17 protein-coding genes are annotated in these 23,000 nt (G+C 62.9%); 6 read left to right on the top strand and 11 right to left on the bottom strand.

Features of this window, described 5'->3' with window-relative positions; all coding sequences use genetic code 11:
- Positions 1–7: 7 nt before the first annotated feature.
- Positions 8–259: a PAAR domain-containing protein gene (locus HWY30_RS07920; RefSeq protein ID WP_090803518.1), complete on the bottom strand. Its 252-nt coding sequence runs from the start codon at positions 257–259 to the stop codon at positions 8–10.
- A gap of 266 nt (positions 260–525) precedes the next feature.
- Complete coding sequence (locus HWY30_RS07915; RefSeq protein WP_090803519.1) at positions 526–2,052, bottom strand: aldehyde dehydrogenase family protein; 1,527 nt, start codon at positions 2,050–2,052, stop codon at positions 526–528.
- Between the two features lie 310 nt (positions 2,053–2,362).
- Between HWY30_RS07915 and HWY30_RS07910 the strand changes: the two genes are divergently transcribed.
- Positions 2,363–4,417 carry a sigma-54-dependent Fis family transcriptional regulator gene (locus HWY30_RS07910; protein ID WP_090803521.1) on the top strand — a complete coding sequence of 685 codons (2,055 nt, stop codon included), beginning with the start codon at positions 2,363–2,365 and terminating at the stop codon, positions 4,415–4,417.
- 151 nt (positions 4,418–4,568) lie between these two features.
- On the opposite strand, the gene acs is transcribed toward HWY30_RS07910, so the two are convergent.
- Positions 4,569–6,629, bottom strand: coding sequence for an acetate--CoA ligase (gene acs, locus HWY30_RS07905; protein ID WP_090803523.1), 2,061 nt, complete (start codon positions 6,627–6,629; stop codon positions 4,569–4,571).
- A 286-nt stretch (positions 6,630–6,915) separates the two neighbouring features.
- Between acs and HWY30_RS07900 the strand changes: the two genes are divergently transcribed.
- Positions 6,916–7,338 carry an ACT domain-containing protein gene (locus tag HWY30_RS07900; protein ID WP_090803525.1) on the top strand — a complete coding sequence of 141 codons (423 nt, stop codon included), beginning with the start codon at positions 6,916–6,918 and terminating at the stop codon, positions 7,336–7,338.
- Positions 7,339–7,719: 381 nt separating this feature from the next.
- On the opposite strand, the gene HWY30_RS07895 is transcribed toward HWY30_RS07900, so the two are convergent.
- Both HWY30_RS07895 and HWY30_RS07890 read right to left on the bottom strand, forming a co-directional pair.
- Positions 7,720–8,298 (bottom strand): acetate uptake transporter, encoded by a 579-nt coding sequence (locus HWY30_RS07895; RefSeq protein WP_090803527.1) that lies wholly within the window; start codon positions 8,296–8,298, stop codon positions 7,720–7,722.
- A 370-nt stretch (positions 8,299–8,668) separates the two neighbouring features.
- The gene (locus HWY30_RS07890; protein ID WP_090803529.1) at positions 8,669–9,784 is read right to left on the bottom strand and encodes a lactonase family protein; all 1,116 of its coding nucleotides are present in this window, start codon (positions 9,782–9,784) and stop codon (positions 8,669–8,671) included.
- A 744-nt stretch (positions 9,785–10,528) separates the two neighbouring features.
- On the opposite strand from HWY30_RS07890, the gene HWY30_RS07885 reads away from it, so the two are divergent.
- The gene (locus HWY30_RS07885) at positions 10,529–11,491 is read left to right on the top strand and encodes a LysR family transcriptional regulator (RefSeq protein ID WP_090803531.1); all 963 of its coding nucleotides are present in this window, start codon (positions 10,529–10,531) and stop codon (positions 11,489–11,491) included.
- Here HWY30_RS07885 and HWY30_RS07880 read toward each other — a convergent pair.
- The 4 genes from HWY30_RS07880 to HWY30_RS07865 all read right to left on the bottom strand — a co-directional run bounded on the left by HWY30_RS07880 (position 11,488) and on the right by HWY30_RS07865 (position 16,398).
- Positions 11,488–12,432: a cupin domain-containing protein gene (locus tag HWY30_RS07880; protein WP_090803533.1), complete on the bottom strand. Its 945-nt coding sequence runs from the start codon at positions 12,430–12,432 to the stop codon at positions 11,488–11,490. The two genes, HWY30_RS07885 and HWY30_RS07880, sit on opposite strands and share 4 nt — an antisense overlap.
- A 216-nt stretch (positions 12,433–12,648) precedes the next feature.
- On the bottom strand, positions 12,649–13,968 hold the full coding sequence (locus HWY30_RS07875; RefSeq protein ID WP_090803535.1) for an MFS transporter: 1,320 nt from the start codon (positions 13,966–13,968) through the stop codon (positions 12,649–12,651).
- Positions 13,969–14,108: 140 nt separating this feature from the next.
- Complete coding sequence (locus tag HWY30_RS07870; protein WP_090803537.1) at positions 14,109–14,867, bottom strand: SDR family oxidoreductase; 759 nt, start codon at positions 14,865–14,867, stop codon at positions 14,109–14,111.
- 91 nt (positions 14,868–14,958) lie between these two features.
- Entirely contained in the window at positions 14,959–16,398 is a 1,440-nt protein-coding gene (locus HWY30_RS07865; protein WP_090803539.1) for an aldehyde dehydrogenase family protein, read from the bottom strand.
- A gap of 297 nt (positions 16,399–16,695) precedes the next feature.
- Between HWY30_RS07865 and ppa the strand changes: the two genes are divergently transcribed.
- Complete coding sequence (ppa, locus tag HWY30_RS07860; RefSeq protein WP_090803541.1) at positions 16,696–17,223, top strand: inorganic diphosphatase; 528 nt, start codon at positions 16,696–16,698, stop codon at positions 17,221–17,223.
- A 287-nt stretch (positions 17,224–17,510) separates the two neighbouring features.
- Positions 17,511–19,607, top strand: a complete 2,097-nt coding sequence (locus HWY30_RS07855) for an FUSC family protein (RefSeq protein WP_090803543.1) — start codon at positions 17,511–17,513, stop codon at positions 19,605–19,607.
- A gap of 6 nt (positions 19,608–19,613) precedes the next feature.
- Here the strand turns inward: HWY30_RS07855 and HWY30_RS07850 are convergent, their stop codons facing one another.
- Both HWY30_RS07850 and HWY30_RS07845 read right to left on the bottom strand, forming a co-directional pair.
- Positions 19,614–19,931, bottom strand: a complete 318-nt coding sequence (locus HWY30_RS07850) for a GIY-YIG nuclease family protein (RefSeq protein ID WP_090803545.1) — start codon at positions 19,929–19,931, stop codon at positions 19,614–19,616.
- Positions 19,932–19,941: 10 nt separating this feature from the next.
- Positions 19,942–21,111, bottom strand: a complete 1,170-nt coding sequence (locus HWY30_RS07845; RefSeq protein WP_090803547.1) for a GNAT family N-acetyltransferase — start codon at positions 21,109–21,111, stop codon at positions 19,942–19,944.
- A 150-nt stretch (positions 21,112–21,261) separates the two neighbouring features.
- On the opposite strand from HWY30_RS07845, the gene HWY30_RS07840 reads away from it, so the two are divergent.
- Positions 21,262–22,974: an NAD+ synthase gene (locus HWY30_RS07840; protein WP_090805620.1), complete on the top strand. Its 1,713-nt coding sequence runs from the start codon at positions 21,262–21,264 to the stop codon at positions 22,972–22,974.
- The last annotated feature ends 26 nt before the right edge of the window (positions 22,975–23,000 follow it).

Below are 23,000 nucleotides of genomic sequence, written 5' to 3'. Positions count from 1 at the left end.
GAAGCGATCATGAAGCGATCAGGATCGCGCCGCAGCCCGTCCTGTCGCCGGCATGGCTGACCCGCTTGCCGTTGTGGGTTCGCTGGCCGGTCGCGATGATCGGATAGACACCGCCACACCTCGGACACTCGACGCCGTGTCCATCGAGTGCAACCGGGATGCCCATGTGCATGAGGTCTGTCGCGGCCTCGATGACCGTGCCGTCGTGCGTCGTCTTGTCTGCGAGCCGGATCATCGGTTGGCCGTTGCCGTTCTTCATCGGTCATCCCCTGTTATGTGCGAACGACAGTATCGGGAGCGGGGCAACCAGGAGCATTCGGAATTGGATGAATTTTTAGCCTATGCAGGCAATTTGTTTGATTTGTCGGGCGAACGTGATCTCACGGCTTCCAGAAGAGAAGTCGAGGCGGACTGAGGTCTGAGGGGACTTCGTGATTTCGCATCGATTGATGCAGCCGGAGCGGCCACCACGCCGCACGGCTGCATTCTTCGGCACGCGCCGTCCATAGACGACGCGCCCTTCGCTTAGAAGAACCCCAGCGCCTCCGCCTGATAGCTGACCAGCAGACACTTCGTCTGCTGATAGTTCGACAACGCCATCTTGTGTGTTTCGCGCCCGATCCCCGACTGCTTGTAGCCACCGAAGGCCGCATGCGCCGGATACAGGTGATAGCAGTTGGTCCACACGCGTCCCGCCTCGATCTCGCGTCCCATCTTGTAAGCGCGGGTACCTTCGCGAGTCCACACGCCCGCGCCGAGGCCATAGTACGTGTCGTTCGCGAGTTCGATCGCTTGCTGTTCGTCCTTGAACGTCATCACCGAGGCGACCGGCCCGAAGATCTCCTCCTGGAACACACGCATATCGTTGTTGCCGAACAGCATCGTCGGCTTCACGTAGAAACCCTCGCCGAGGCCGACGCCAGGGGTTGCGCGCTCGCCGCCGACGAGGCACTGCGCCCCTTCGTCCCGGCCGATGTCGATATACGACAGGATCTTGTCGAGCTGCTGCTGCGATGCCTGCGCACCGATCATCGTTTCGAGGTTCAGCGGATGGCCAGCCTTGATGCGTTCCACCCGGGCGATCGCCTTCTCGATGAAGCGCTCGTAAATCGACTCCTGAACCAGCACGCGCGACGGGCACGTGCACACTTCGCCCTGATTCAGCGCGAACATCGCGAGACCTTCGAGCGCCTTGTCGAGGAACGCGTCGTCGCGATCGAGCACGTCGGCGAAGAAGATGTTCGGGCTCTTGCCGCCGAGTTCGACCGTCGACGGGATCAGGTTGTCCGCGGCTGCGTGCAGGATGCGCTTGCCGACCGGCGTCGAGCCGGTGAACGCGATCTTCGCGATGCGCTTGCTGGTGGCGAGCGCTTCGCCCGCTTCCTTGCCGAAGCCGTTGACGATGTTGATGACCCCGGCGGGGAACAGGTCGCCGATCAGTTCGACCAGCACGAGTATCGAAGCCGGCGTCTGCTCGGCGGGCTTCATCACGACGCAGCAGCCGGCCGCGAGCGCGGGGGCGAGCTTCCATGCGGCCATCAGCAGCGGAAAATTCCACGGGATGATCTGACCGACCACCCCAGCCGGCTCGTGAAAGTGATAAGCGACCGTGTTGTCGTCGATCTCCGAGATGCCGCCTTCCTGCGCGCGGATGCAGCCCGCGAAATAGCGGAAATGATCGACGGCGAGCGGCAGGTCCGCGGCCATCGTTTCGCGCAGCGGCTTGCCGTTGTCGATCGTCTCGGCGACCGCTAGCAGCTTCAGGTTCTTCTCCATGCGCTCGGCCACCGCCAGCAACTGGTTCGCGCGCTCTGTCACCGAGGTCTTCGCCCATTTGCGGCGCGCTGCGTGCGCGGCGTCGATGGCGAGGTCGATATCGGCAGCGCTCGAGCGAGGCACGCGACAAAACGGCTGCCCGTTGATCGGCGACACGTTGTCGAAATAGTCGCCGCCGGCCGGCGGTACCCACTTGCCGCCGATGTAGTTTTCGTAACGCTGGCGATAGGGATACTCGATGTCGATGCCGAGTGCTTTCAGGTCAAATGGATTCATCACTTGTCTCCGTTTTGTGATGGTGATCGGGTGACTGCGCGGGACCACATCAGGCACGAACCGTACCAATGCATCGAAGTGGGCTATTTAAGGGACTGCGGTGAGCTGGATGGCGGAAGTGTTCCGTTTCGGAACAGTTGCGCGGGCAGCGGGTGTTCAGAAACGCCGCAGATTCGGCCGACGCTGACGCAGATCAAGGATGCGGGCCCGCGCGGGGTCGCCGCACGCGTCGGGCGGACTGACAAAGGGAGTATTCTGTTGACACGCATCAAAGCGTCCGGCACGACCCGGGCGCATTCAGGAGGAGACAATGCGCGACGACGTTCATCCGCTCGGCGTGGCGGCGGCTAACCGCTCCAAAGGTTGGCCCGCACCGGCGATCCAGAAAGCCCACGAACGCTCCGAGACGTTCGGCCTGCGCGCATCGATCCGGCCGGATTACGACATCCTGTCCGGCACGGGACTCGCGCTGCAGCGCGAACAGAACCAGGTGCTGTGCGCGCATGCGATGCCGGTCATGGAGACGCTGCGCGAGCAGATCGTCAACACGCAAAGCATGATCGTGCTGACCAACGCCGAAGGGTTGATCCTGCATTCGATCGGCGATGACGACTTTCTGCATCGCGCGGAAAAAGTGGCGCTGCGCCCTGGCGCGAACTGGGCCGAGGATCGTCAGGGGACCAACGCGATCGGTACCTCGCTGGCCGAGGGGTGTGCGATGGTCGTTCATGGGGACCAGCACTATCTGGCGGCGAACCGCTTCCTGACCTGTTCGAGTGTGCCGATTCTCGATCCGTACGGCGATCTGATCGGCGTGCTCGACGTGACGGGCGACCACCGCAGCTATCACCAGCACACGACGGCACTCGCGAAGATGTCGGTGCAGATGATCGAAAACCATCTGTTCTCGACTGCGTTTCGTGACGTGCTGCAAGTGTCTTTTCACGGACGGCCGGAATTTCTCGGCACGCTGATGGAAGGGATCATTGCGTTTACCGATGATGGGCGCTTTCTGTCCGCGAATCGAAGTGCGCAGTTTCAGTTGGGCTTGTCGCTCGCTGCGTTGCGCGCGCATACGCTGTCGTCGCTATTTCAGATCTCGTATGCGCAATTGATCGATCGTTTGGTGCATGGCGTCGCGCCGCATCTGATGCTGAATTTGCACAACGGTGCGGTGGTTTGCGCGCGCGGGCAGTTCAGGCGGGCGTCGTTTGGGCTGGGGCGTGGAGCCGTCGATGTGCAGGGTGCAGTCGCACCGCGACCGGTGTGTGCGAATGCGCGTCAACCGGCTGCGGGACTGTCGCGGCTCGGTGATCTCGATACTGGCGATGCTCGTGTGTCCGCACTGATCGCGAAGGTTCGCAAGGTGCTCGGCAAGGATATTCCGATTCTGATCACCGGCGAGACCGGTACCGGCAAGGAGTTGCTCGCGCAGGCGATTCATAACGATTCGCCGCGAGGTGATGGGCCGTTTGTTGCGGTCAACTGTGCTTCGATTCCGGAGTCGCTGATCGAATCTGAGCTATTCGGGTATGAAGAGGGCGCGTTTACCGGCGCGCGGCGTAAAGGGGCGATCGGCAAGCTGATGCAGGCGAATGGAGGCACGCTGTTTCTCGATGAGATCGGGGATATGCCGTATTCGTTGCAGGTGCGGTTGCTGCGTGTTTTGCAGGAGCGGGTTGTGACGCCGCTTGGGGCGACGCGGGCGGTTCCTGTCGATGTCTCCATTATTTGCGCGACCCACCGCAACTTGCGCGAGATGATCGCGCAGAACCAGTTTCGCGAGGATCTTTACTATCGGATCAACGGGCTTGCGGTTCGGTTGCCGGCGTTGCGTGAGCGGAGCGATCTCGCGGTCGTCGTTCAAAAGATGTTGCGGTGGGAATCAGTCGAAAGCGGGGGGCGGCAGGCGCTCAGCGTTGCGGCTGATGTGATGGCGGTGTTCGGGCGACATGCGTGGCCGGGTAACTGTCGGCAACTGGCTAATCTGCTGCGGACCGCGGCGGCGATGGTGGAGGAGGATTGGGTGATTCGCTGGGAGCATTTGCCGGATGATTTTTTGGATGATGTGGGGGGCGCGGGTTGCGGCGACGGCGAGGTTGGACAGGGGGACTCTGCTGCGTCGGCCGCTTCGAGCTCTTCAGCCATTTCGGCCGGTTCGGCTGCGGATGCCCCCGCTGCTGGCGATGCGTCGCGGCCCGACGGTGCTCGGCTGCAGGATGTTGCCACCTCTGTGGTTGCGATGACGCTGGCGCGCCACGGCGGAAACGTGTCTGCCGCGGCGCGTGCGCTCGGGGTCTCGCGGAACACGATCTATCGCAGGATGCCGGCTGTGCAGCCGGGGCGGGTGGCGGAAAAGGATTGACGCGGGAGTTTTCGCAGGACCAATCGATAATGGCCGCGGTGACCGGCCAGTTTTCCCTATGAGTCGAGTCACATGGGTGACGAAGGCTGCGGCGCCCGATGGCCGCCCGCCCGCCGCGCGCGCCGCGTGATGATCATGGACGTAGCCCCCATTACTTCACGAGCTCCCGCAGACTGTCAACGACCTCCGGGTTAGCCAGCGTGGATACGTCTCCGGGGTCTTGATGGTTTGAAAGTGCTGCGAGCACGCGCCGCATGATCTTGCCCGACCGGGTCTTGGGCATGTCCGGAACAATGACCACCCGGTGCGGCTTCGCGATGGCTCCGATCCGATCGACCACCGAGTTTGTGACCCGCTTTGCAAGCTCCTCCGAAGCTTCCACTCCGGGCTTTAACGAAACATACAGTTCGGGCACTCTGCCCTTGATCTCGTCGGCGACGGGCACGACAGCCGCTTCGACGACTTCGGGGACAAGCAGGGCGGCTGACTCGATTTCTTTGGTACCGAGGCGATGGCCGGCGACGTTGATCACGTCGTCGATGCGACCGAGAATCCGGAAGTAGCCGTCCGCAGCGTCGACAGCACCGTCTCCCGCCATGTAGGGCCAGTCGCGCCAGTCCTTGCTCTTGGGATCCCGGCAGTAGCGGGCATAGTACGTTTTCACGTAGCGCTCCGGGGCTCTCCAGATGGTCTGAAACGCGCCGGGCCACGGATTGAGAATACAGATGTTGCCCGCCTTGCCGGAACCGCTTGCAAGTTCATTACCGGCGTCGTCGTAAATCACCGGATGAATGCCAGGTATTCCCGGACCGGCACTGCCGGGCTTCATCTTGTGCAACGCCGGCACCGTGCTGCAAAGGAACCCGCCCGTTTCAGTTTGCCACCACGTGTCGACAATGACGGCCTCCCCCTTCCCGACAGACCGGTGATACCACTTCCAGACTTCGGGCTCGATGGGTTCGCCCACGGTCGTCATGTGCTTGAAGTGATAGCTGTACTTCGCGGGTTCGTCCGGTCCGCTGCGCCGCAATGCGCGGATCGCAGTCGGCGACGTGTGGAAGATATTGACGCCGAGGTTTTCGGCAATTCGCCAAGGGCGCCCGGCATCGGGGTAGACGGGCACGCCTTCGTACACGACCGACGAGGCCGCGAGCGCGAGCGGGCCGTAGACAATGTAGGAGTGACCGGTAATCCAGCCGATGTCGGCCATGCACCAATACACATCCTCGGGGTGGATGTCCTGGATGTATTTCGATGTCCAGGCGACGTAGGCGAGGTAGCCTCCAATGGAATGCTGGCACCCCTTAGGGCGGCCCGTGGTACCGCTCGAATACATGAGGAATAGCGGTGCCTCAGCGGGCATCTGCACGGGCTCGACACGTTTGCCGCGAAACGCCTTGAGGGCGTCGTTGACGATGACATCGCGTTCTTCCACGAGCTGCGTCGGACTCGAATACTTGCCCGGATACCGCTGCCAGATCAGAACCTTCTCGGCCTGGTGACCCTTCCCGGCAGCTTCGGCGAACGCGGTGTCGGCTTTTTCCTTGTGATCGATCAGCTTGCCGCCACGCCAGTAAGCGTCCATCGTAATCAGCAGACGGCTCTCGGAATCCAGGATGCGGTCGGCGCAGGCCGCGCCGCTGAAGCCGCTAAATACCTGCGAGTGAATCACTCCGAGCCGGGCGCAGGCGAGCATCGTGATGGGCAGCTCCGCCACCATAGGCATATGGAGAGTAACCCGGTCACCGGCTTTTAGACCGCAGAAGTCGCGTAGCATGGCCGCGAACTCGCTTACGCGGACATAAAGTTCCTGGTAGGTGACATGCTGGACCGTCTCGTCCTCGGGCTCTGGCACGAAATGGATCGCGGCCTTGTTCCGGTAGGCGGCGAGGTGACGATCCACGCAGTTGTAGCAGGCATTGATCCGGCCACCGACGAACCAGCGCCAGAACGGAGGATTGCTCGCGTCGAACATCGTGTCCCAGTACCTGTACCAGTCGAGAAGGTCCGCGAACTCCTTGAAGCACTCGGGGAATTTGTCGAGAGAGAAACGTGCGAACACTCCCGCGTCTGTCAGATTGGCTTGGGCGATGAACGAGGCGGGCGGCGGGAAATATTCCTCTTCAGGCCAGTGCACGGCGATTTGCGCCTCGGAAACCTCGGCCGCTTGTTGCTCTGCGGAAGCGCGGCGCGATGACTTGTCTCGTGACATGACAGTTCCTCCTTGCTTCTAGGTGCCCAGGGACACGAGGTGTCCCACGCTACCCGCGGCAGCGCGTCTTTTGACCTGTCTCATGGGTCTGGACACCAGGCGCGACAGTCCGTGCGCTGCATAACGAATTTAAGGCCAGGGCGGATGCAATGCCAAGCAACGTATTCCCTGTCAAAGAGCTGCATCCCGAGGGCCAATGGTGTTAGCGCGACGACGAGCGTTGACTTGCCGGTCGCTCAACCCTGAACTAAATTTTCATTGGGGTTCATCAAACGGGAGAGGCGCCATGGATCTGCTCGTTGAACGTGTCGACGTATGGGCGGCCACAATCGAGGACAGGCCCGGCGGTCTCGCCGAAGTGTTAAGTGTCCTGCGAGATGCCGGAGCGAACCTGCAATTCATCATCTCCCGTCGAACTGCGGAAGCACCCGGGAAGGCAGTCGTGTTTCTCGCGCCGCTTCAGAACGACCGAGAAATTCGTGCCGCCTCGCAGGTGGGGTTCAACGTCCTCCCGAGTCTTCACTCGGTGCGGGTGATGGGCCCCGACCGGCCGGGCATCATTGCAGAGTTGACCCAAAAGTTGGCTACCGGGGGAATCAACCTTCGCGGCGTTTCGGCTGCCGCTATCGGCACACAGTTCGTTGCCTACCTGGCAATGGACGCGCTGGGTGACACGATTCGTGCAATGGAGATTTTGCAGCAGGCGTAGGACGTTGCGCCGCCGCGACAGCAACGGGTGCCGCAATGCCGTGTGCTCGGCACGGCCCACTCCTCAGACAAGACGAAGGCGACGCCGGCCGTGGGACGCCATCAGAGCAGCGCCCTGACACGTTTACGACGTCGTAGAGCCGGCCAGCGATCACAGCCGCCGATAGCGCGAATTGTCAGGGGTATTCGTTCGAACATCAGAGTTCCTCCATCGAACGGCGATTCATCGCCTCGTAACGAGTCCAGTCGGTCCACATTTCTCGACCCACTTAGCTGATACCGGAAAGACTCGATACTCAGACTTGGTCTCCGTCTCCATGGAGCACCGCAGGCCTGACTGGCCGGCGCGCTTGCTGCACGCCGGCCGACCCGCGCCGAGTGGCTAGGCCGCTTGCGGATGGGCTTGTGCCCAGTCGTGTGTCGGAAGCACGGTGTGTCCGAAGCTTTCGTTGATTACCATCGCCGCCGACGCATAGAACGCCAGTAGAGCGGTAATCAAGCCTACATAGCCGCCGGCCCGCGTGGCAAGGCCCATACCTGTCCATGCGCCGATCGCCAACAGCAGAAAAGTGACCCACAGCGAGAGAAACACCAGTTGCACAGACGTACTCGTGTGCAGCGAGCCGATCCACATGTAGAACGTGAAGACCCCCCACACAAACAGATACCAGCCGATGAAGGCCTCAGGCACGTTGGTGCCCAGGAACGCGGCAAACAGCGCAAAGGACCACCAGAAGGCGCCGTAACTGAGGAACGCCACTGTGCCTAGCGTATTGCCGCGTGGAAATTCGAGCACGCCCGCGATCATCTGCGCCGTGCCGCCGAAAGCGAACGCTAGCGCCAGCACGAGCCCCAAGGCATCCTTGTCGAACCAGCCGGCGTTCACCATGCTGAGCATCCATGTGGTGAATGCGAATCCAGCGAGCCCGAGCGGCGCCGGGTTGGCTAACTTACTGTTCATAAACCGCCTCCTTGGTGGTTAGCATCTGAGACATATCCGGAGACGATACGAATCCCTCGGTCGCCGCCGAACGCGACCGCGCCATGCTCGCTATCGATGGCCATCAGCGCAATATGCGTTCGGCCCAATTTGTGGCGCAGCCACGTGCAAGCCTGCGCGGTTGAACTTAAGTGTAGGATGCGTTGCGCCGCTCGCCGAATCGGATGGTACTGATCTGGCTGGAGGATGACCGCCAGATAGACGCAGCGTGTCGCTACCCGTATGGCGGGTGCTCAGCGGTACCGGCAACGTTCTCGCGCGAAGGCTGCCGATACAGGGATACGAAAGCATGATCCCGCGTGCACATCTCCCCGCGCGGGGGGAGATGTGTCTAGCGCGCCGCGATCCCTTGTGCCCCCGACGGTACGCCGGTGACTGAGCCAAGTGGCTCGAGTGTTCCGTCTGGCATCACGCGAAAGCCACTCACAGCGCCGTTACCTTCACGAACGTAGAGGAATTTGCTGTGACCACTGAGCGCCATGTCAAGGGGAGCGCTGAGTGTGCCTGCAGTCGGATTGAGCAAGCGTACTGTACCGTCCGCCGCGATCCGCAGACTGCTGATCGAGTCGCTCCCGGCATTGGCCGTGTAGGCAAAACGTCCATCGCCCGTGGTGACAAGCCAGCAAGGGGCGCTCTGGCCCAAGGGAATTGCCGCACTGATGGAAGTCAGATGTTTGCTGTCCTCGACCTCATATGAGGAAACAGAACCAGACCCGGCCTCGGAGACGATCGCATAACCCCGGGTCGTGATGGAAAACCCGAACGGCGTGACGCCGTTTGACGCATGGGGGGTTGGAGTCTTCGAGGCGTAGCCGGTGAAGCCGACATAATACGTGTCAATGAGTTGTGTGCCCTTTTCGGTCACGAGCAGTTCGTTGCCTTCCGGCGCAAACGTCACTTGCGCGGGCTGGGCGGAGTTTCCGCCGGCAAGTGGTCGTTGTGAGCCTGGTAATGGAACGAGACGCTTGCCAAACGCGTCGACGATAAAGCCATTGATGTTCGGTGTGCCTCCGGCATTAAGCACATACGCGATGGGCCCCTTGACTGTCACGCTGACGGGCATTTGACCACCCGATGGTTTTCTGTCGAGCAGCGTCAGTTTGCTGCCGTCGACCGCGAACAGCGAAACATCATTGCTGCCCGGATTCACGGCGAAGAGAAAGCCCGCTGCCAACGTTAGGGAACCCTGCGAGCCTAGTGGATCGGCTCCCGTGCCGGCTCCTTTACCGCCAGTTGAGTACGTGGCCTCGTAGTTCAGTATTCCGTTGGCAGCGCGCGAATAGACAAGAACCGAGTTCCCGGACGGCTGGTTTGACAGAACGTAAACCGCTCCTGGCGGATCGACCTCCGAATCGGCTTGCGCAATGCTGATTGAAGCGAATCCTAACGCCGTCGCGAACGCGATGGTTCGCAATAGAAACGTTAAACGGCACGTGATAAATGACATGGCGTACTCCTTGCGTGGACGACGAGCGAACGGGTGACGTCGGATGGACGAGTGGGCAGAGCAGGTAGCTGTGCGTTACGTCCTTGATAAATTGGGCTACAGGCAGACCTGCAGGAGCGTTAGCCAGTTCGCGAGCTGTTTCATTACTTCACCCCTTGTCGCGTTGACTACACGGTGGTTAAGGAGGTCGAACAGGGAACATCGGGCAGCGGTGGATTGGTCGGGAGCGCGTCGCCCCCGGCAATGATGCTAACGCTGCGATCCACTGACCGGTCTATGTGGGAAAAGACGGGTCGCGACTATTCGGCGTCGTACATCTCCGTTCGGCTTGACTGCGGCTCTCGCGGACCTGAGTCAAGGGCGGTTTTCGTTGGACGTACAGCCATTCGCCGCCCCTCGTTTGTATATAGTCCATCTGGGCCGCTTGACCATGAACATTTTTTGACGGGTGCTCCCGATGCCGTTGAATCCCGGCAAAGGTATGACTGATCCGCCAGTAAGTGCTGCCAATGGACTACCTTCGGCCTTGACTTGAAAAGCCCTTCGGGGCGAATAGATTGACGATGGCCTCCTGTAGGGCAGCAAGGGGACATTCGTCAACGTGGATTGAGTGACTCGAAGGGGTCGCGTGCCGCCAATCGCTGCCGGGCTGCAGCCGGGGAACGAGCGACACTCGCCCGCGCCGGGGCAGTACACTACCGGTCTCGGCAAAAGCCCGGTAATTCCATCCACGTCAGACAGTCCATGGACTACTTCGCCGCAGTACGGGCCTTCGTTTGCGCAGCGGAACTGCAGAGCTTCAGCAAGACGGCCAATGCACTGTCAGTCAAGACCTCGACTGTCTCCCGCTACGTCAGCGAACTCGAAAGAGATCTGGGCATCGCCCTATTCAACCGGTCGACGCGCGGCCTCGTCCTGACAGAAGGCGGCCGGCTGTTTCGTGAACACGCCTTGTTAGCGTTGCAAGCACTCGATGACGCGCGCGAAGTGACGTCGTCGCTAAATCGCACGCCACAAGGCGTGCTGCGCGTGACAATGCCACCGGCATTCGGCCGCCTGCACATCGTGCCGCATCTGCCGGCCTTCATGGCGCGCTATCCTGATATCGACCTCGACATCGTCTCTACGGACGAAACGCTCAACATGATCGATGCGGGCATTGATGTGGCGATCCGTACCGGCGTGCTGCCCGATTCGTCATTGATGGCGAGGCGCCTGGCACCGCATCGTCGTATCGTCTGTGGCAGCCCGGCGTATTTCGCGCGTAGCGGCACACCGCGTGTGCCTGGCGATCTGGCCGCGCGCGATGCGCTTCGCGTGTCCCTGGTCCCGGACGACAAATGGTATTTCACGCTGGTCACCGCGGACGCGCGGGCGTCGCAAGAACAGGAACAGGTGCTGGTGGAGTTGCAGGGGCGCTTGCGCGCTGACGACTCCGAAGCCGTGCTCGCGCTCGCCGTGGCCGGTTGTGGCGTGGCGCTCCTGCCGACATGGCTCGCCTCTACGGCCCTGCGCGGAGGACGCTTGCAGCACGTGCTACCGGAATGGGAAGCACGCACCGGACGAGCCGAACCCGCGGTCTGGGCGGTCTACCCACCGAAGAAGATCGTCTCGTCGAAGGTGCGCGCCTTCGTGGATTTCTATGCCGAGGCGTTTGGCGAGCCGCCGTACTGGGACGACGGACTCGCACTGGAGCGTCAGCCTTAATGGGCGAAGCGGATGTCTAGCGTGCGCAGGTAAGTCTGCAAGCCTGCATCCTGGATCGGAATCACATAGGCGTTTTCGTTCGTTTCGTTGAAATGCGCATGCCAGTGTCCCGGCGGCGTGACGAATGCCATTCCCGCTTCCCAATCGACCCGGGTCGGGTTCACGATATTGCCATCCCTGTCCAGTTCCGTTCCGACCAGCGTATAGACACCCGGCTTGCCGCCGGCGATGAAGTCGAGTGCAATCGACTGGTGCCGGTGCGGCTTCTGCACCGAGTTGGGCGGCACGATGCCGAACATCGCCCACAACACATGCGTGACCGTGCGCGTCTGCGGAAAGTTGGTGTTGCCCATTAGTACGCTGATGCGGTTGCGACGACCCGCGTTCGCTTGTTCCGCGACCGCGCGCAGTGCTGCCTGCGCCTCGGCGGCCGGATAGCGTGTCGGCGCAAAGCGCGCATGTACCCCGGTGGTACCAAGATAGGTGAGCAGTGGCGCGTCATTGACGTAATAGAGCGTGGCCGTCGCAGCAGCGGACAGCACCGTGGCATGGCCGCCCGGGAACGTGAAGAAATCGCCCATCGAAAACGGGAAGCTCGTTTCGGACTGCTGCACGCTACCCGCTCCGCTAATGACGTAGCAGACCTGCGAGGTCGCATTGGGATCGAGTGTCAACGCGTCGCCCGCATTGATGCGCAGGAAGTTGGCGCTCAAGCCGGGACCGGTCGCGGGACCCGGGCAGCCCAACTCCGCAGACAGGTCAAGCGGCACGACTCGGGTTGCGCCGTCTGCATAAAGCGAAGGCGAGAAGCTGCAGAACGGCACACGCGAGATGAGCTTCGCGCCAATCGGATTGGCGGACGAAGTGTATTCGAAGTATTGCGCGTCTTCCGTGGCGACATTCGGTTTGGTGAGAAGCGCGGGGGATGTCCTGGTCAGCATGGTTTTGCTCCTTTTGAGTTTTGAGGGGGCTTCGCGCGGTTCCATTTGTGAGGATCCGCATCCGAAGGCTGACCTGACTTTAGGCGCGGGGCGTTGGCGCCGGAAGTGCCGGACATCGAAATCACCTTTGCGCAAAAGGAACACCGTGCCACGACGGTTTCGAGGCGCGGCGGGTTGTTCGTGCCGGGCCGCTAGCCAGTTCATCATCGGCCAAGGTTACTTATTAACCATCCTCGCCGGCACACTAATAGCAAGCAAACCGCCCAGCACCATGAACGCCGCCAACATATACATCCCCGAATCGTTCGCCGCGGTAACCTCCTTCAACCACCCCACAGCATAAGGACTAAGGAAACCGGCAAGGTTGCCAATCGAATTAATCATCGCAATCCCGGCAGCGGCGCCGGTGCCTGCCAGAATCGCCGTAGGCAAACTCCAAAACAGCGGCAGTGTAGTGAGGATGCCCATAGTAGCCAGGGTCAACCCAGTCATGGCAAGCAGGGTGTTATGCGCCCAAACGACGGAAAGCACGAGCCCCACAGCACCAAGAAACGCCGGCAACGCAATATGCCATCGCCGTTCCCTCGACCGATCCGCACTCCGCGCCACAAACACCATCGCCACAACAGCCGCCGCAAACGGCACCGCCGATAGCAGCCCAATCAAAAACGCATCGGTAACGCCGGTCGATTTGATAATCGTCGGCAACCAGAAGCTCACCCCATAAAGCCCCATCACAAACGAGAAGTAGGTGAGGCTCAACATCAACACCCGCCCGCTAGTGAGTACCTGCCGAATCGGCATATCGTGCTTGGTCGCTTCCTCAGCCGACACCTGACTCTCAAGCAACTGCTGCTCTTCCCGGGTCAGCCACTTAGCCTTCGAAATCCGATCATCGAGCATCACGAACACGATGATCCCGACCAGCACCGACGGCACCCCTTCGAGCAGAAACAGCCACTGCCACCCGTGCCACCCGTTCACGCCGTTGAAGTTCTTCAGGATGTACCCAGACACCGGCCCACCAATCACCCCCGACAACGCAATCGCCGTCATAAACCAGGTCGTCATCCGTCCACGCCGATGCGCCGGATACCAGTAGGTGAGATACAAAATAATCCCAGGAAAGAAACCCGCCTCTGCAAGCCCGAGCAAAAAGCGCATCACATAAAACATCGTCGGCGTGGTGACTAACATCGTCAGCATGGATATCACGCCCCACGAAATCATGATCCGCGCGATCCAGACACGCGCGCCGACCTTATGCAGGATCACGTTGCTCGGCACTTCGAAGATGAAATAGCCGATGAAGAAAATCCCCGCGCCGAAGCCATACACCGCATCGCTCAAGCCAAGATCCGTGCTCATCCCCAGCTTCGCGAAGCCGACGTTCACACGGTCCAGATAGGCAACGATGTAGCAGAGCATCAATAGCGGCGCGAGCCGCCAGGTAACCTTGCGATAAGTCGCCTCTTCGAACGTCGAAGGCGGCGCGCCAGCGCCGGGATGGTGGAGCGGATTTGCAGGACTAGCCATGACTATGTCTCCTCATTTTTATGGAATTGAAGTGCCGCCGCCGAACGATTCTATCCGCGGCAGGTTTTTTGCAGGACGAATCGATATTGGGGGAAAACACTGACTGCGCGCGCAGTGCGTGCGCAGCGCTTCACCTACCGCTACACGCAGCGCCCCCCATCCACTTCGAGGCACACGCCGGTAATAAACTCCGCCTCATCCGAAGCCAGATACAGCGCCGCATTCGCAATATCCTGCGGCGTCGAAAACCGCCCGAGAGGAATCCCTGCCAGGAACTTCTGCCGGTTCTGCGGCGTATCCTCGACCCCCATGAACTCGGACAACAGCGCGGTCTCACCGATCACCGGATTCACGCAGTTCACGCGAATCCGCTCCGGCCCCAGCTCAACGGCGAGCGACTTGCTAGCGACGATCACCGCGCCCTTGCTGCCGTTGTACCAGACGAGCCCGGGCCGCGGCCGCACGCCCGCCGTCGACGCGATATTGATGAAGCTGCCGCCGCCTTGCTCGCGAAAATACGGCACGAACTCCTGCACGCTCCAGTAGATGCTCTTCACGTTCACCGCATAGACGCGGTCGAACTCGGCCTCGGTCACCTCGAGTACCGGCTTGTTGCGATGCGTGGTGCCCGCGTTGTTGACGACGATCTGCACGCTGCCGAAGTCTTCCAGCGCGGCCTCGCGCAGCGTGCGCCAGTCGTCGCGTTGCGCGACGTTGCCGGGGACCGCGATCGCCTTGCCGCCCGCAATCGCGATCTCACTCGCGACGCGTTCGGCGGCCGGCCCGTTGAGGTCGTTGACCACGACGTTCGCGCCTTCGCGCGCAAAGGTCTTTGCGATGCCTTCGCCGAAACCCGAACCGCCGCCCGTGACGATGGCCGTTTTACCTGTCAACCGCATGATGTCTCCGTTGTTTGTGATGGATAGAGCGATGCGTTGTTGCGTGTAACGTGCTGCTCGCGCCGATCGCGAGCGAGCCCTACGGCACCCGCTAGCCGTGCCGGATCGCGATCGTCTTCAGCACCGTAAAGCCATACAGCGCCTCGAAGCCTTTCTCGCGGCCATGTCCCGAATGCTTGACGCCGCCGAACGGCAATTCGACGCCGCCGCCCGCGCCATAGTTGTTGATGAACACCTGGCCCGAGCGCACGCGTCGGGCGAGGCGCATCTGGCGCGCGCCATCGCGTGTCCAGATGCCGGCGACGAGCCCGAACCGCGTGCCGTTCGCGAGCGCGAGCGCTTCGGCTTCGTCATGGAACGACATCGCGGCGAGCACCGGACCGAATACTTCGTCGCGCGCGAGGCGGTGGCTCGCGGGCACGTCGCGCAGCAAGGTCGGGGCCTGATAGAAGCCGCTTTCAGGCGCTTCGGGAATCACCTCGCCGTGCGCGGCCATCGCGATGCCATCGTGTTGCGCGTCCGACAGAAAGTCCCACACGCGTTGCTGCTGTTTCGCGCTGATCAGCGGCCCGCAGTCGAGGTCGGCATTCGACGGCCCGACGCGCAACGCCTGAAAGGCGCTGCTGAGTCTGTCGAGCAGCGGCTCGTAAATCGCCTGCTCGATCAGCACGCGACTGCCCGCCGAGCAGGTTTGCCCGGCGTTCTGCACGATCGCGGAGATCAGCACCGGCAGCGCGGCGTCGAGATCGGCGTCGGCGAACACGATTTGCGGCGACTTGCCGCCGAGTTCGAGCGTGACCGGCACGTGGTTTTCGGCGGCCATCTGCGTGACGAGCTTGCCGGTTTCGGGCGAGCCCGTGAAGGAGATGTGATCGATGCCCGGATGACGCGCGAGCGCGGCGCCCGCTTCGTGCCCATAGCCGGTCACGATGTTCAGTGCACCGGCCGGCAAGCCGGCCTCGGCGGCGAGCTCTGCGACCCGCAGCACGGAAAGGCACGCGTCCTCGGCCGGTTTGACGACGCATGCATTGCCGGTCGCGAGCGCCGCGCCGACGCTTCGCCCGAAGATCTGCATCGGGTAATTCCACGGCACGATGTGGCCGGTCACGCCGTGCGGCTCGCGGATCGTCAGCACCGTGTAGCCGGATTGGTAGGGCAGGGTTTCGCCGTGCAGCTTGTCGGCCGCGCCGGCGTAGAACTCGAAGTAGCGGGTCAGGGCGGCGGCGTCGGCGCGCGCCTGCCTGAGCGGTTTGCCGGTGTCGCGCGCTTCGAGCCGTGCAAGGTCTTCCTGGCGCGCTGCCACCAGCAGCGACAGCCGGTACAGCACGCGGCCGCGCTCGGCGGCGCTCAGCGCACCCCATGCGCCGTCGAACGCTGCGCGCGCGGCGTGCACGGCGGTGTCGATATCGGCCTCGGTGCCGCGCGCGATGCGCGTGAACGGCTGGCCGTCCGAGGGATCGAGTACGGCGATCGATTCGCCGCCGGAAGCGGCGCACCACTCGCCGCCGATGAAATGCCGTGCTTCTTCCATGCATGCTCCTTGATGACGTGCGGCCGGCGTGCGGCGGCGCGGGTTCGAAGGGGAGACACAAAACGGTAGAGACGCGAAGCGAGACTCGCCAGACGATTATCGCGCCGATCCGACCGCGGATGCCACCTGCCGATTGGCTATAATGGCGCATTCCGTACGGTCCGGTGCGCGGCCCCGTCGTTCGGGGCGAGAGGGTTTCAGTGCCCGACGTTCGCGGTTCGCACACAGTTCGCACCGCATCCGCAGCCCGCGCGCCGTTCGCCGCCTTCCGATTTCCATCCCCTTCAGAGAGCGCTCATGAGCTTCAATCACGTTCCCGCAGGCAATGACCTTCCGCACGATTTCAACGTCATCATCGAAATCCCGGCGCAAAGCGACCCGGTGAAGTACGAAGCCGACAAGGACCTGGGCCTGCTCGTCGTCGACCGTTTCATCGGCACCGGCATGCGCTATCCGGCCAACTACGGCTTCATTCCGCAGACGCTGTCGGGCGACGGCGACCCGGTCGACGTGCTGGTGATCACGCCGTTCCCGCTGCTGGCAGGTTCGGTCGTGCGTGCCCGCGCGCTCGGCATGCTGCAGATGACTGATGAGTCCGGTGTCGACGCGAAGCTGATCGCCGTGCCGCACGACAAGATTTGCCCGATGACGGCGAACCTGAAGTCGGTCGACGACGTGCCGGCTTACCTGAAGGACCAGATCAAGCACTTCTTCGAGCAATACAAGGCGCTCGAGAAGGGCAAGTGGGTCAAGGTCGAAGGCTGGGCCGACGTCGATGCTGCCCACAAGGAAATCAGCGAAGGCGTGGCGAACTACAAGAAGTAAGCGCGCCGCGGTTCATCCGCTTGCTGCATGCAGTACGAAAACCGCGCGAGTCCGCAAGGACCGCGCGGTTTTTTCATCTGATTTGCGCGGTATTCGACTACCGTGCAAAAACGCCGCGATCTTCGTCTGGCACGCGTCGTCTCGCACGCATAACCTGAACGCATCGCTCCGATGAACGGAACGCATTTTTATATTTAGGTGTAAACCCTTATCATTCGCCGCACGACCTCGCGCGCGCACTCACGGCATCAACGCGCGTTTCCATCACTTCAAGAACCACGGTCCGGATGATGAACCGCAGCAAGTCCCACTCGACATCGCCGCGCTGGTCGACCCGGCTGCATTCGGTCGTCACCGCGATCTATCGCAAGCGGCCGGTCTGGATGGTGTCATTCGCGGCGAGCGAGGCGAATCTGTCGGAGGGCTTGAGGGCGGCGTGCGCATCGACGGCGATGCTCGCGCTCGGCAACGTGCTGCACGATCCGGTGTTCGCGTGGGCGGCGATCGGCGCGTTCTGGACCTGCCTCGCCGATGCCGCCGGCTCGAACCGCGCACGCTTCATGTCGATGATGAGCTTCGCGCTGCTGTCGACGCTGTGCGGCGGCATGACCGCGTTCGCGTCCGCCTCGGGTGCCGCGTGGGCCGCGCTCGCGGTGCTCGCGTTCACGACGCTCGGCGCGTTCGGCCGCATCTGGGGCGCGGCCACGTCGCAGGTGACGATCCTCGCGGCGACCGCCTGCGTCGTGATGGTCGACCGGCCGATGCACGACGCGCGCGCGGGTGTCGCGTTTCTCGGCGTCTATCTGGTCGGCTGCCTGTTCGCGATCGTGCTGAGCTTGACCGTGTGGCGCATTCATCCATTCGGCGCGAGCCGCGCGTCGTTGCGCGCGGTGTATCTGCGCCTCGCCGATGTCGCGTTCGATAGCGCGCGGCTTGTCGGCGGCCGTGCCGCGCCGCGCGAATGGGCCACGCATGCCGCGCGCTTTCGCGCCGATGCGCGCGCGTCGCTCGAACGTTCGCGCGATGCGCTCGCGAACGTGCCCGCATCGAAGGCGGGCGGGGCGGCCGTCTACGACACGTTGCTCGGCCTGCTGACCGATGGCGAAGCGCTGTTCGCGTATCTGATCGCGGTGTCGGGCGCGGGCGCGAAAGTGCCCGACGATTCGCGCCGCACGCGACGCGCGGTGCGCTCGCTCAATGCGATCGGCGAAGTGCTCAGCGACATCGGCAGCGCGACCGGCGACGCGCGCTGGGAACGTCTCGCGGACCTGCAGGCGCGTCTGCGGCGTCTCGCGCATCGGCTCGAAAGCGCGTTGCTCGAACCGGTGAAGCTGCAATCCGGTTTCGAGCTCGTCGATTTCGCGCCGCGTGAGGTGCACGACGAGCCGTGGAGCGCGTGCGTCGCGCGTTATACGGCGCGCGCGTGGTCGACGCTGAAGGCCAATCTGTCGTGGCAGTCGGTCGGCTTGCGCCATGCGGCGCGTGTCGGCGTGACGACGACGGCGGGCTTCGTCGTGATTCGCGCGCTCGGTCTGCCGTTCGGCTATTGGGCCACGATGGCCACGCTGCTGATCCTGCAGCCGTCGATCGCCGCGACCTGGCCGCGCAGCATCGAACGCGCGACGGGCAGTATCGTCGGCGGCGTGCTCGCGGCGGCGATCGGCTATGCGATTCATTCGCCGCTCGGCATCTCGCTCGCGGTGTTCCCGCTGGTGATGGCGACGATGGCGCTGCGCCCCGTCAGTTACAGCCTGTTCGTGCTGTTCCTGACGCCGACCTTCGTGCTGGTCGCCGACTTCGCGACGCCGGGCGCCAACGAGTTGGCGTTCGCGCTGACGCGGCTCGGCAACAACGTGCTCGGCTGCGTGCTCGCGCTGCTCGCGACGTTCCTTCTATGGCCGACGCGCGAGAAGCTCGATGTGCGCGTCTATCTCGGCGACGCGGTGCGCGCGAATCTCGCGTATCTGCGCGCGTCGCTCGACGCGCCTCGGCATGGCGGCAAGGAGATCGAGCAATTGCGCCGCGCCGCGGGCCTCACCAGCAACAACGCGGAGGAAGCGATCGGCCGCGTGCGGCTCGAGAAGCTCGAGGACTCGATGGCCGATACGGTCACGCTGACGGTGCTGAGCCTGCTGCGACGGATGGCCGGCACCGCGACGCAGTTGCGCCTCACCGCGAACCGTCGCGACCTGCATAGCGAACTCGACGAATGGGTCGAGGCGATCAGCGCGGCGATCGAGGCCGCGCTGAATCGCACGTTACGGCCGGTGCGGCTCGAGTTACCCGCTCGCGCGCAATTGACGTCGCTGGAAGCAGATGTGGTGGGCGAGCTGGCGCGGGTGCATCGGCTGCTGACGGAGAGGATGCGGGAGGCGAGGGGGTAGCACGACTCAGCCGTCGGAACGCTCGCCGTCTTCCGCGACGTCATTCACCGCTGCAACCGGCAACACCGACTGCAGCGTGAACACCCCGGCCGCCAGCGCCCGTTTATCGGCCGCCGTAAGCCGCTTGACCCAATACTCGGCGCTCGACGCGCTCGACCGGTCCGCCAGCTCGAACGACGCCAGCACCCGCACCGGCTTGCGCGAGCGCGTATAACGCGCGCCCGTGCCGCTCAGATGTTTGTCGAAGCGAGCAGCGACATCGGTCGCGATGCCGGTATAGACGCTGCCGTCCGAGCATTCGAGCAGATAGAGAAACCACGCCATAACCGCGCTTCTAGCCTTTGAACGGATTGTGTTCGCGCAGCTCGTCCACGTACGCGTGGATGCTGTTTTTTTCGTTATCGAGGAAATGGCCGACCGCATCGGCGAACGCCGGATGCGCGAGCCAATGCGTCGAGCGCGTGACCGTGGGCAGAAAGCCGCGCGCCATCTTGTGCTCGCCCTGCGCGCCGCCTTCGAATGCGCCGAGCTTTTCTTCGATGCAGAATTCGAGCGGCTGATAGTACGCGGTTTCGAAGTGCAGGCACGGCACGTGTTCGAGCGCGCCCCAGTAGCGGCCATACAAGGTGCCGCCGGTTTTCTCGTCGCGCTGATAGACGACGAGCGAGCTCGCGATCGGCTTACCTTCATATTCGGCGATTACGAGCAGCAGATTCTCCGGCATCGAGGCGCCGATCATCCGGAAGAAATCGAGGTCCAGATACGGACTCGAAAAATGCTCGCGATAGGTTTGCCGATAGCACTTGCTGAAGAAGCGCCAGTCGGCATCCTCGATGTCTGCGCCGCGGATCCTTCGCATCGTGATGCCGGCCTCGTGCACCTTGCGCCGTTCGGCGCGGATGTTCTTGCGCTTCTTCTGTTCGAGCGTCGACAGAAAGTCTTCGAAGTCGCGATAGCCATCGTTGAGCCAGTGAAACTGCACGCCTTCGCGCTGCATCATGCCGATATCGGTGAGCGCGTCCGCTTCGCTCTGCGTCGGAAACAGCACATGCAGCGACGACACCTCGGCCTGCTCGGCGAACGCCATCAACGTGGCCGCGAGATGGCGCAACGCATGCTCGTTCGCCGACAGCAGCCGGTTGCCCTGTACCGGCGTGAAGGGCACCGCGCACAGCAGCTTCGGGTAATAGGGCAGGCCGTTGCGCTTGTACGCGTCGGCCCAGGCCCAGTCGAACACGTACTCGCCGTACGAGTGTCCCTTCAGATAGACGGGCGCCGCCGCCGCGAGCATGCCCGTGCGCGCGTCGGTCAGCGTGACGAATTGCGGCGCCCAACCGGTGTCGGGAACCGCGCATTGCGTCGCATTGAGCGCGCTCAGAAACTCGTGCCGCAAAAACGGCGTGGGCTGCGACTGCGCGGCGAGGAGGGCGTTCCACTCGGCGGCGTCCACCTCGGAGGGCGAGGCCAGAATGCCCGTGCGATAATCGATACGTTGCTGGTTCAATCTGAGTGACTGTATGCAATGACCGGCGCGGCGCTGTGAAACTGAAGCTGCCACGTCGTTCGTTGAGTTCGTTTATCCGGTTTGTTCAATCCCGTCGAGCCATCGAGCCGCGGTACCGCGAGCCGTGAAGGCTTGCCTGTCGATCCTGCCATGAAGACCCGAATCGCTCTTGCTCAAATCAATGTCACCGTCGGCGACTTCGCCGGCAACGTCGCGAAGATCGTCGCCGCCGCGCGCGCCGCGCACAGCGATGGTGCGAAGCTGCTGGTCGCGCCTGAACTCGCGCTGTCGGGTTATCCGCCCGAAGACCTGCTGCTGCGCCCTGCGTTCTACACCGCCAGCGCGGCCGCGTTGGCCGATCTCACCGCACAGTTGAAGCCGTTCACCGGTCTGCATGTGATCGTGGGCCATCCGCTGCGCGACGGGTCGGACAACCTCGCGCACCGCCCGGCGAACGGCCATGGTAATGCAAACGCGCCGATCGAGCGCGGCGTGCCGCCGGTCGATACGTTCAATGCGGCGTCGCTGATCGTCGACGGCGAAGTGAAGGGCACCTATCGCAAGCAGGATCTGCCGAACACCGAAGTGTTCGACGAGAAACGCTATTTCGCCTCCGACCCGCAGCCGTTCGTGTTCGAACTCGACGGCGTCAAGTACGGGGTCGTGATCTGCGAGGACGCGTGGCATGCGTCGGCCGCGCAGATGGCAAAGGCCGCGGGCGCGCAGGTGCTGCTGATTCCGAACGGCTCGCCGTACCACCTGAACAAGGAAGCGGTGCGCTTCGACATCCTGCGCGCGCGCATTCGCGAAACCGGTATTCCGATGGTCTACGTGAACATGGTCGGCGGCCAGGACGAACTCGTGTTCGATGGCGGTTCGTTCGTGCTCGACGCGCGGGGCGAGCTCGTCGCGAAGCTCGCGCAGTTCGAGGAAGCCACGGCTGTCGTGGAGTTCGACGCTGGCACGCCGCTGCCGGCCGCGATCGCGCCGGAGCAGTCGATCGAAGCGCAGGTCTACGCGGCGCTCGTGATGGGCGTGCGCGACTACATCGGCAAGAACGGTTTTCCTGGTGCTTTGATCGGTCTGTCGGGCGGCGTCGATTCGGCGCTCGTGCTGGCCGTTGCATGCGATGCGCTCGGCGCCGACAAGGTACGCGCGGTGATGATGCCGTCGCGCTACACGGCCGATATCTCGACCAGCGACGCCGCCGAGATGGCGCGCCGCGTCGGCGTGCGCTACGACGAGATCGCGATCGCGCCGATGTTCGACGCGTTCCGCGGCTCGCTCGCCGAGGAGTTCGCGGGCCGCGCCGAAGATGCGACCGAAGAGAACATTCAGGCGCGCATTCGCGGCACGCTGCTGATGGCGCTGTCGAACAAGTTCGGCTCGATCGTGCTGACCACCGGCAACAAGAGCGAAATGGCGGTCGGCTATTGCACGCTGTACGGCGACATGGCCGGCGGCTTCGCGGTGATCAAGGACATTGCGAAGACGCTCGTGTACCGGCTGTGCCGCTATCGGAACGCGGCCACCACGTTTGCGACGCGCGACGTGATTCCCGAGCGGATTCTGACGCGCGCGCCGTCCGCTGAGCTGCGCGAGAACCAGACCGACCAGGACAGCCTGCCCGAATACGAAGTACTCGACGCGATCATGCGCATGTATATGGAGGAGGACCGTTCGCTCGCGGAGATCATCGCGGCGGGTTATCAGGTCGACGACGTGAAGCGCGTCACGCGCCTGATCAAGATCAACGAGTACAAGCGCCGTCAGGCGCCGATCGGCATTCGCGTCACGCATCGCGCGTTCGGCCGCGACTGGCGTTATCCGATCACGTCGCGCTACACCGAACCGGTGGAGTGAAAGACGACACCCGCGCGCGGATGCCG

Source organism: Paraburkholderia tuberum STM678 (genome assembly GCF_902833905.1).
Taxonomy (GTDB): Bacteria; Pseudomonadota; Gammaproteobacteria; order Burkholderiales; family Burkholderiaceae; genus Paraburkholderia; species Paraburkholderia tuberum.
This window is presented reverse-complemented; position numbering and strand designations above follow the sequence as displayed.

Bases quoted from the DNA above. Each gene is read 5' to 3' on its own strand.
- HWY30_RS07920 (WP_090803518.1), bottom strand. From the start codon at position 259: ATGAAGAACGGCAACGGCCAACCGATGATCCGGCTCGCAGACAAGACG.
- HWY30_RS07915 (WP_090803519.1), bottom strand. From the start codon at position 2,052: ATGAATCCATTTGACCTGAAAGCACTCGGCATCGACATCGAGTATCCC.
- HWY30_RS07910 (WP_090803521.1), top strand. From the start codon at position 2,363: ATGCGCGACGACGTTCATCCGCTCGGCGTGGCGGCGGCTAACCGCTCC.
- acs (WP_090803523.1), bottom strand. From the start codon at position 6,629: ATGTCACGAGACAAGTCATCGCGCCGCGCTTCCGCAGAGCAACAAGCG.
- HWY30_RS07900 (WP_090803525.1), top strand. From the start codon at position 6,916: ATGGATCTGCTCGTTGAACGTGTCGACGTATGGGCGGCCACAATCGAG.
- HWY30_RS07895 (WP_090803527.1), bottom strand. From the start codon at position 8,298: ATGAACAGTAAGTTAGCCAACCCGGCGCCGCTCGGGCTCGCTGGATTC.
- HWY30_RS07890 (WP_090803529.1), bottom strand. From the start codon at position 9,784: ATGTCATTTATCACGTGCCGTTTAACGTTTCTATTGCGAACCATCGCG.
- HWY30_RS07885 (WP_090803531.1), top strand. From the start codon at position 10,529: ATGGACTACTTCGCCGCAGTACGGGCCTTCGTTTGCGCAGCGGAACTG.
- HWY30_RS07880 (WP_090803533.1), bottom strand. From the start codon at position 12,432: ATGCTGACCAGGACATCCCCCGCGCTTCTCACCAAACCGAATGTCGCC.
- HWY30_RS07875 (WP_090803535.1), bottom strand. From the start codon at position 13,968: ATGGCTAGTCCTGCAAATCCGCTCCACCATCCCGGCGCTGGCGCGCCG.
- HWY30_RS07870 (WP_090803537.1), bottom strand. From the start codon at position 14,867: ATGCGGTTGACAGGTAAAACGGCCATCGTCACGGGCGGCGGTTCGGGT.
- HWY30_RS07865 (WP_090803539.1), bottom strand. From the start codon at position 16,398: ATGGAAGAAGCACGGCATTTCATCGGCGGCGAGTGGTGCGCCGCTTCC.
- ppa (WP_090803541.1), top strand. From the start codon at position 16,696: ATGAGCTTCAATCACGTTCCCGCAGGCAATGACCTTCCGCACGATTTC.
- HWY30_RS07855 (WP_090803543.1), top strand. From the start codon at position 17,511: ATGATGAACCGCAGCAAGTCCCACTCGACATCGCCGCGCTGGTCGACC.
- HWY30_RS07850 (WP_090803545.1), bottom strand. From the start codon at position 19,931: ATGGCGTGGTTTCTCTATCTGCTCGAATGCTCGGACGGCAGCGTCTAT.
- HWY30_RS07840 (WP_090805620.1), top strand. From the start codon at position 21,262: ATGAAGACCCGAATCGCTCTTGCTCAAATCAATGTCACCGTCGGCGAC.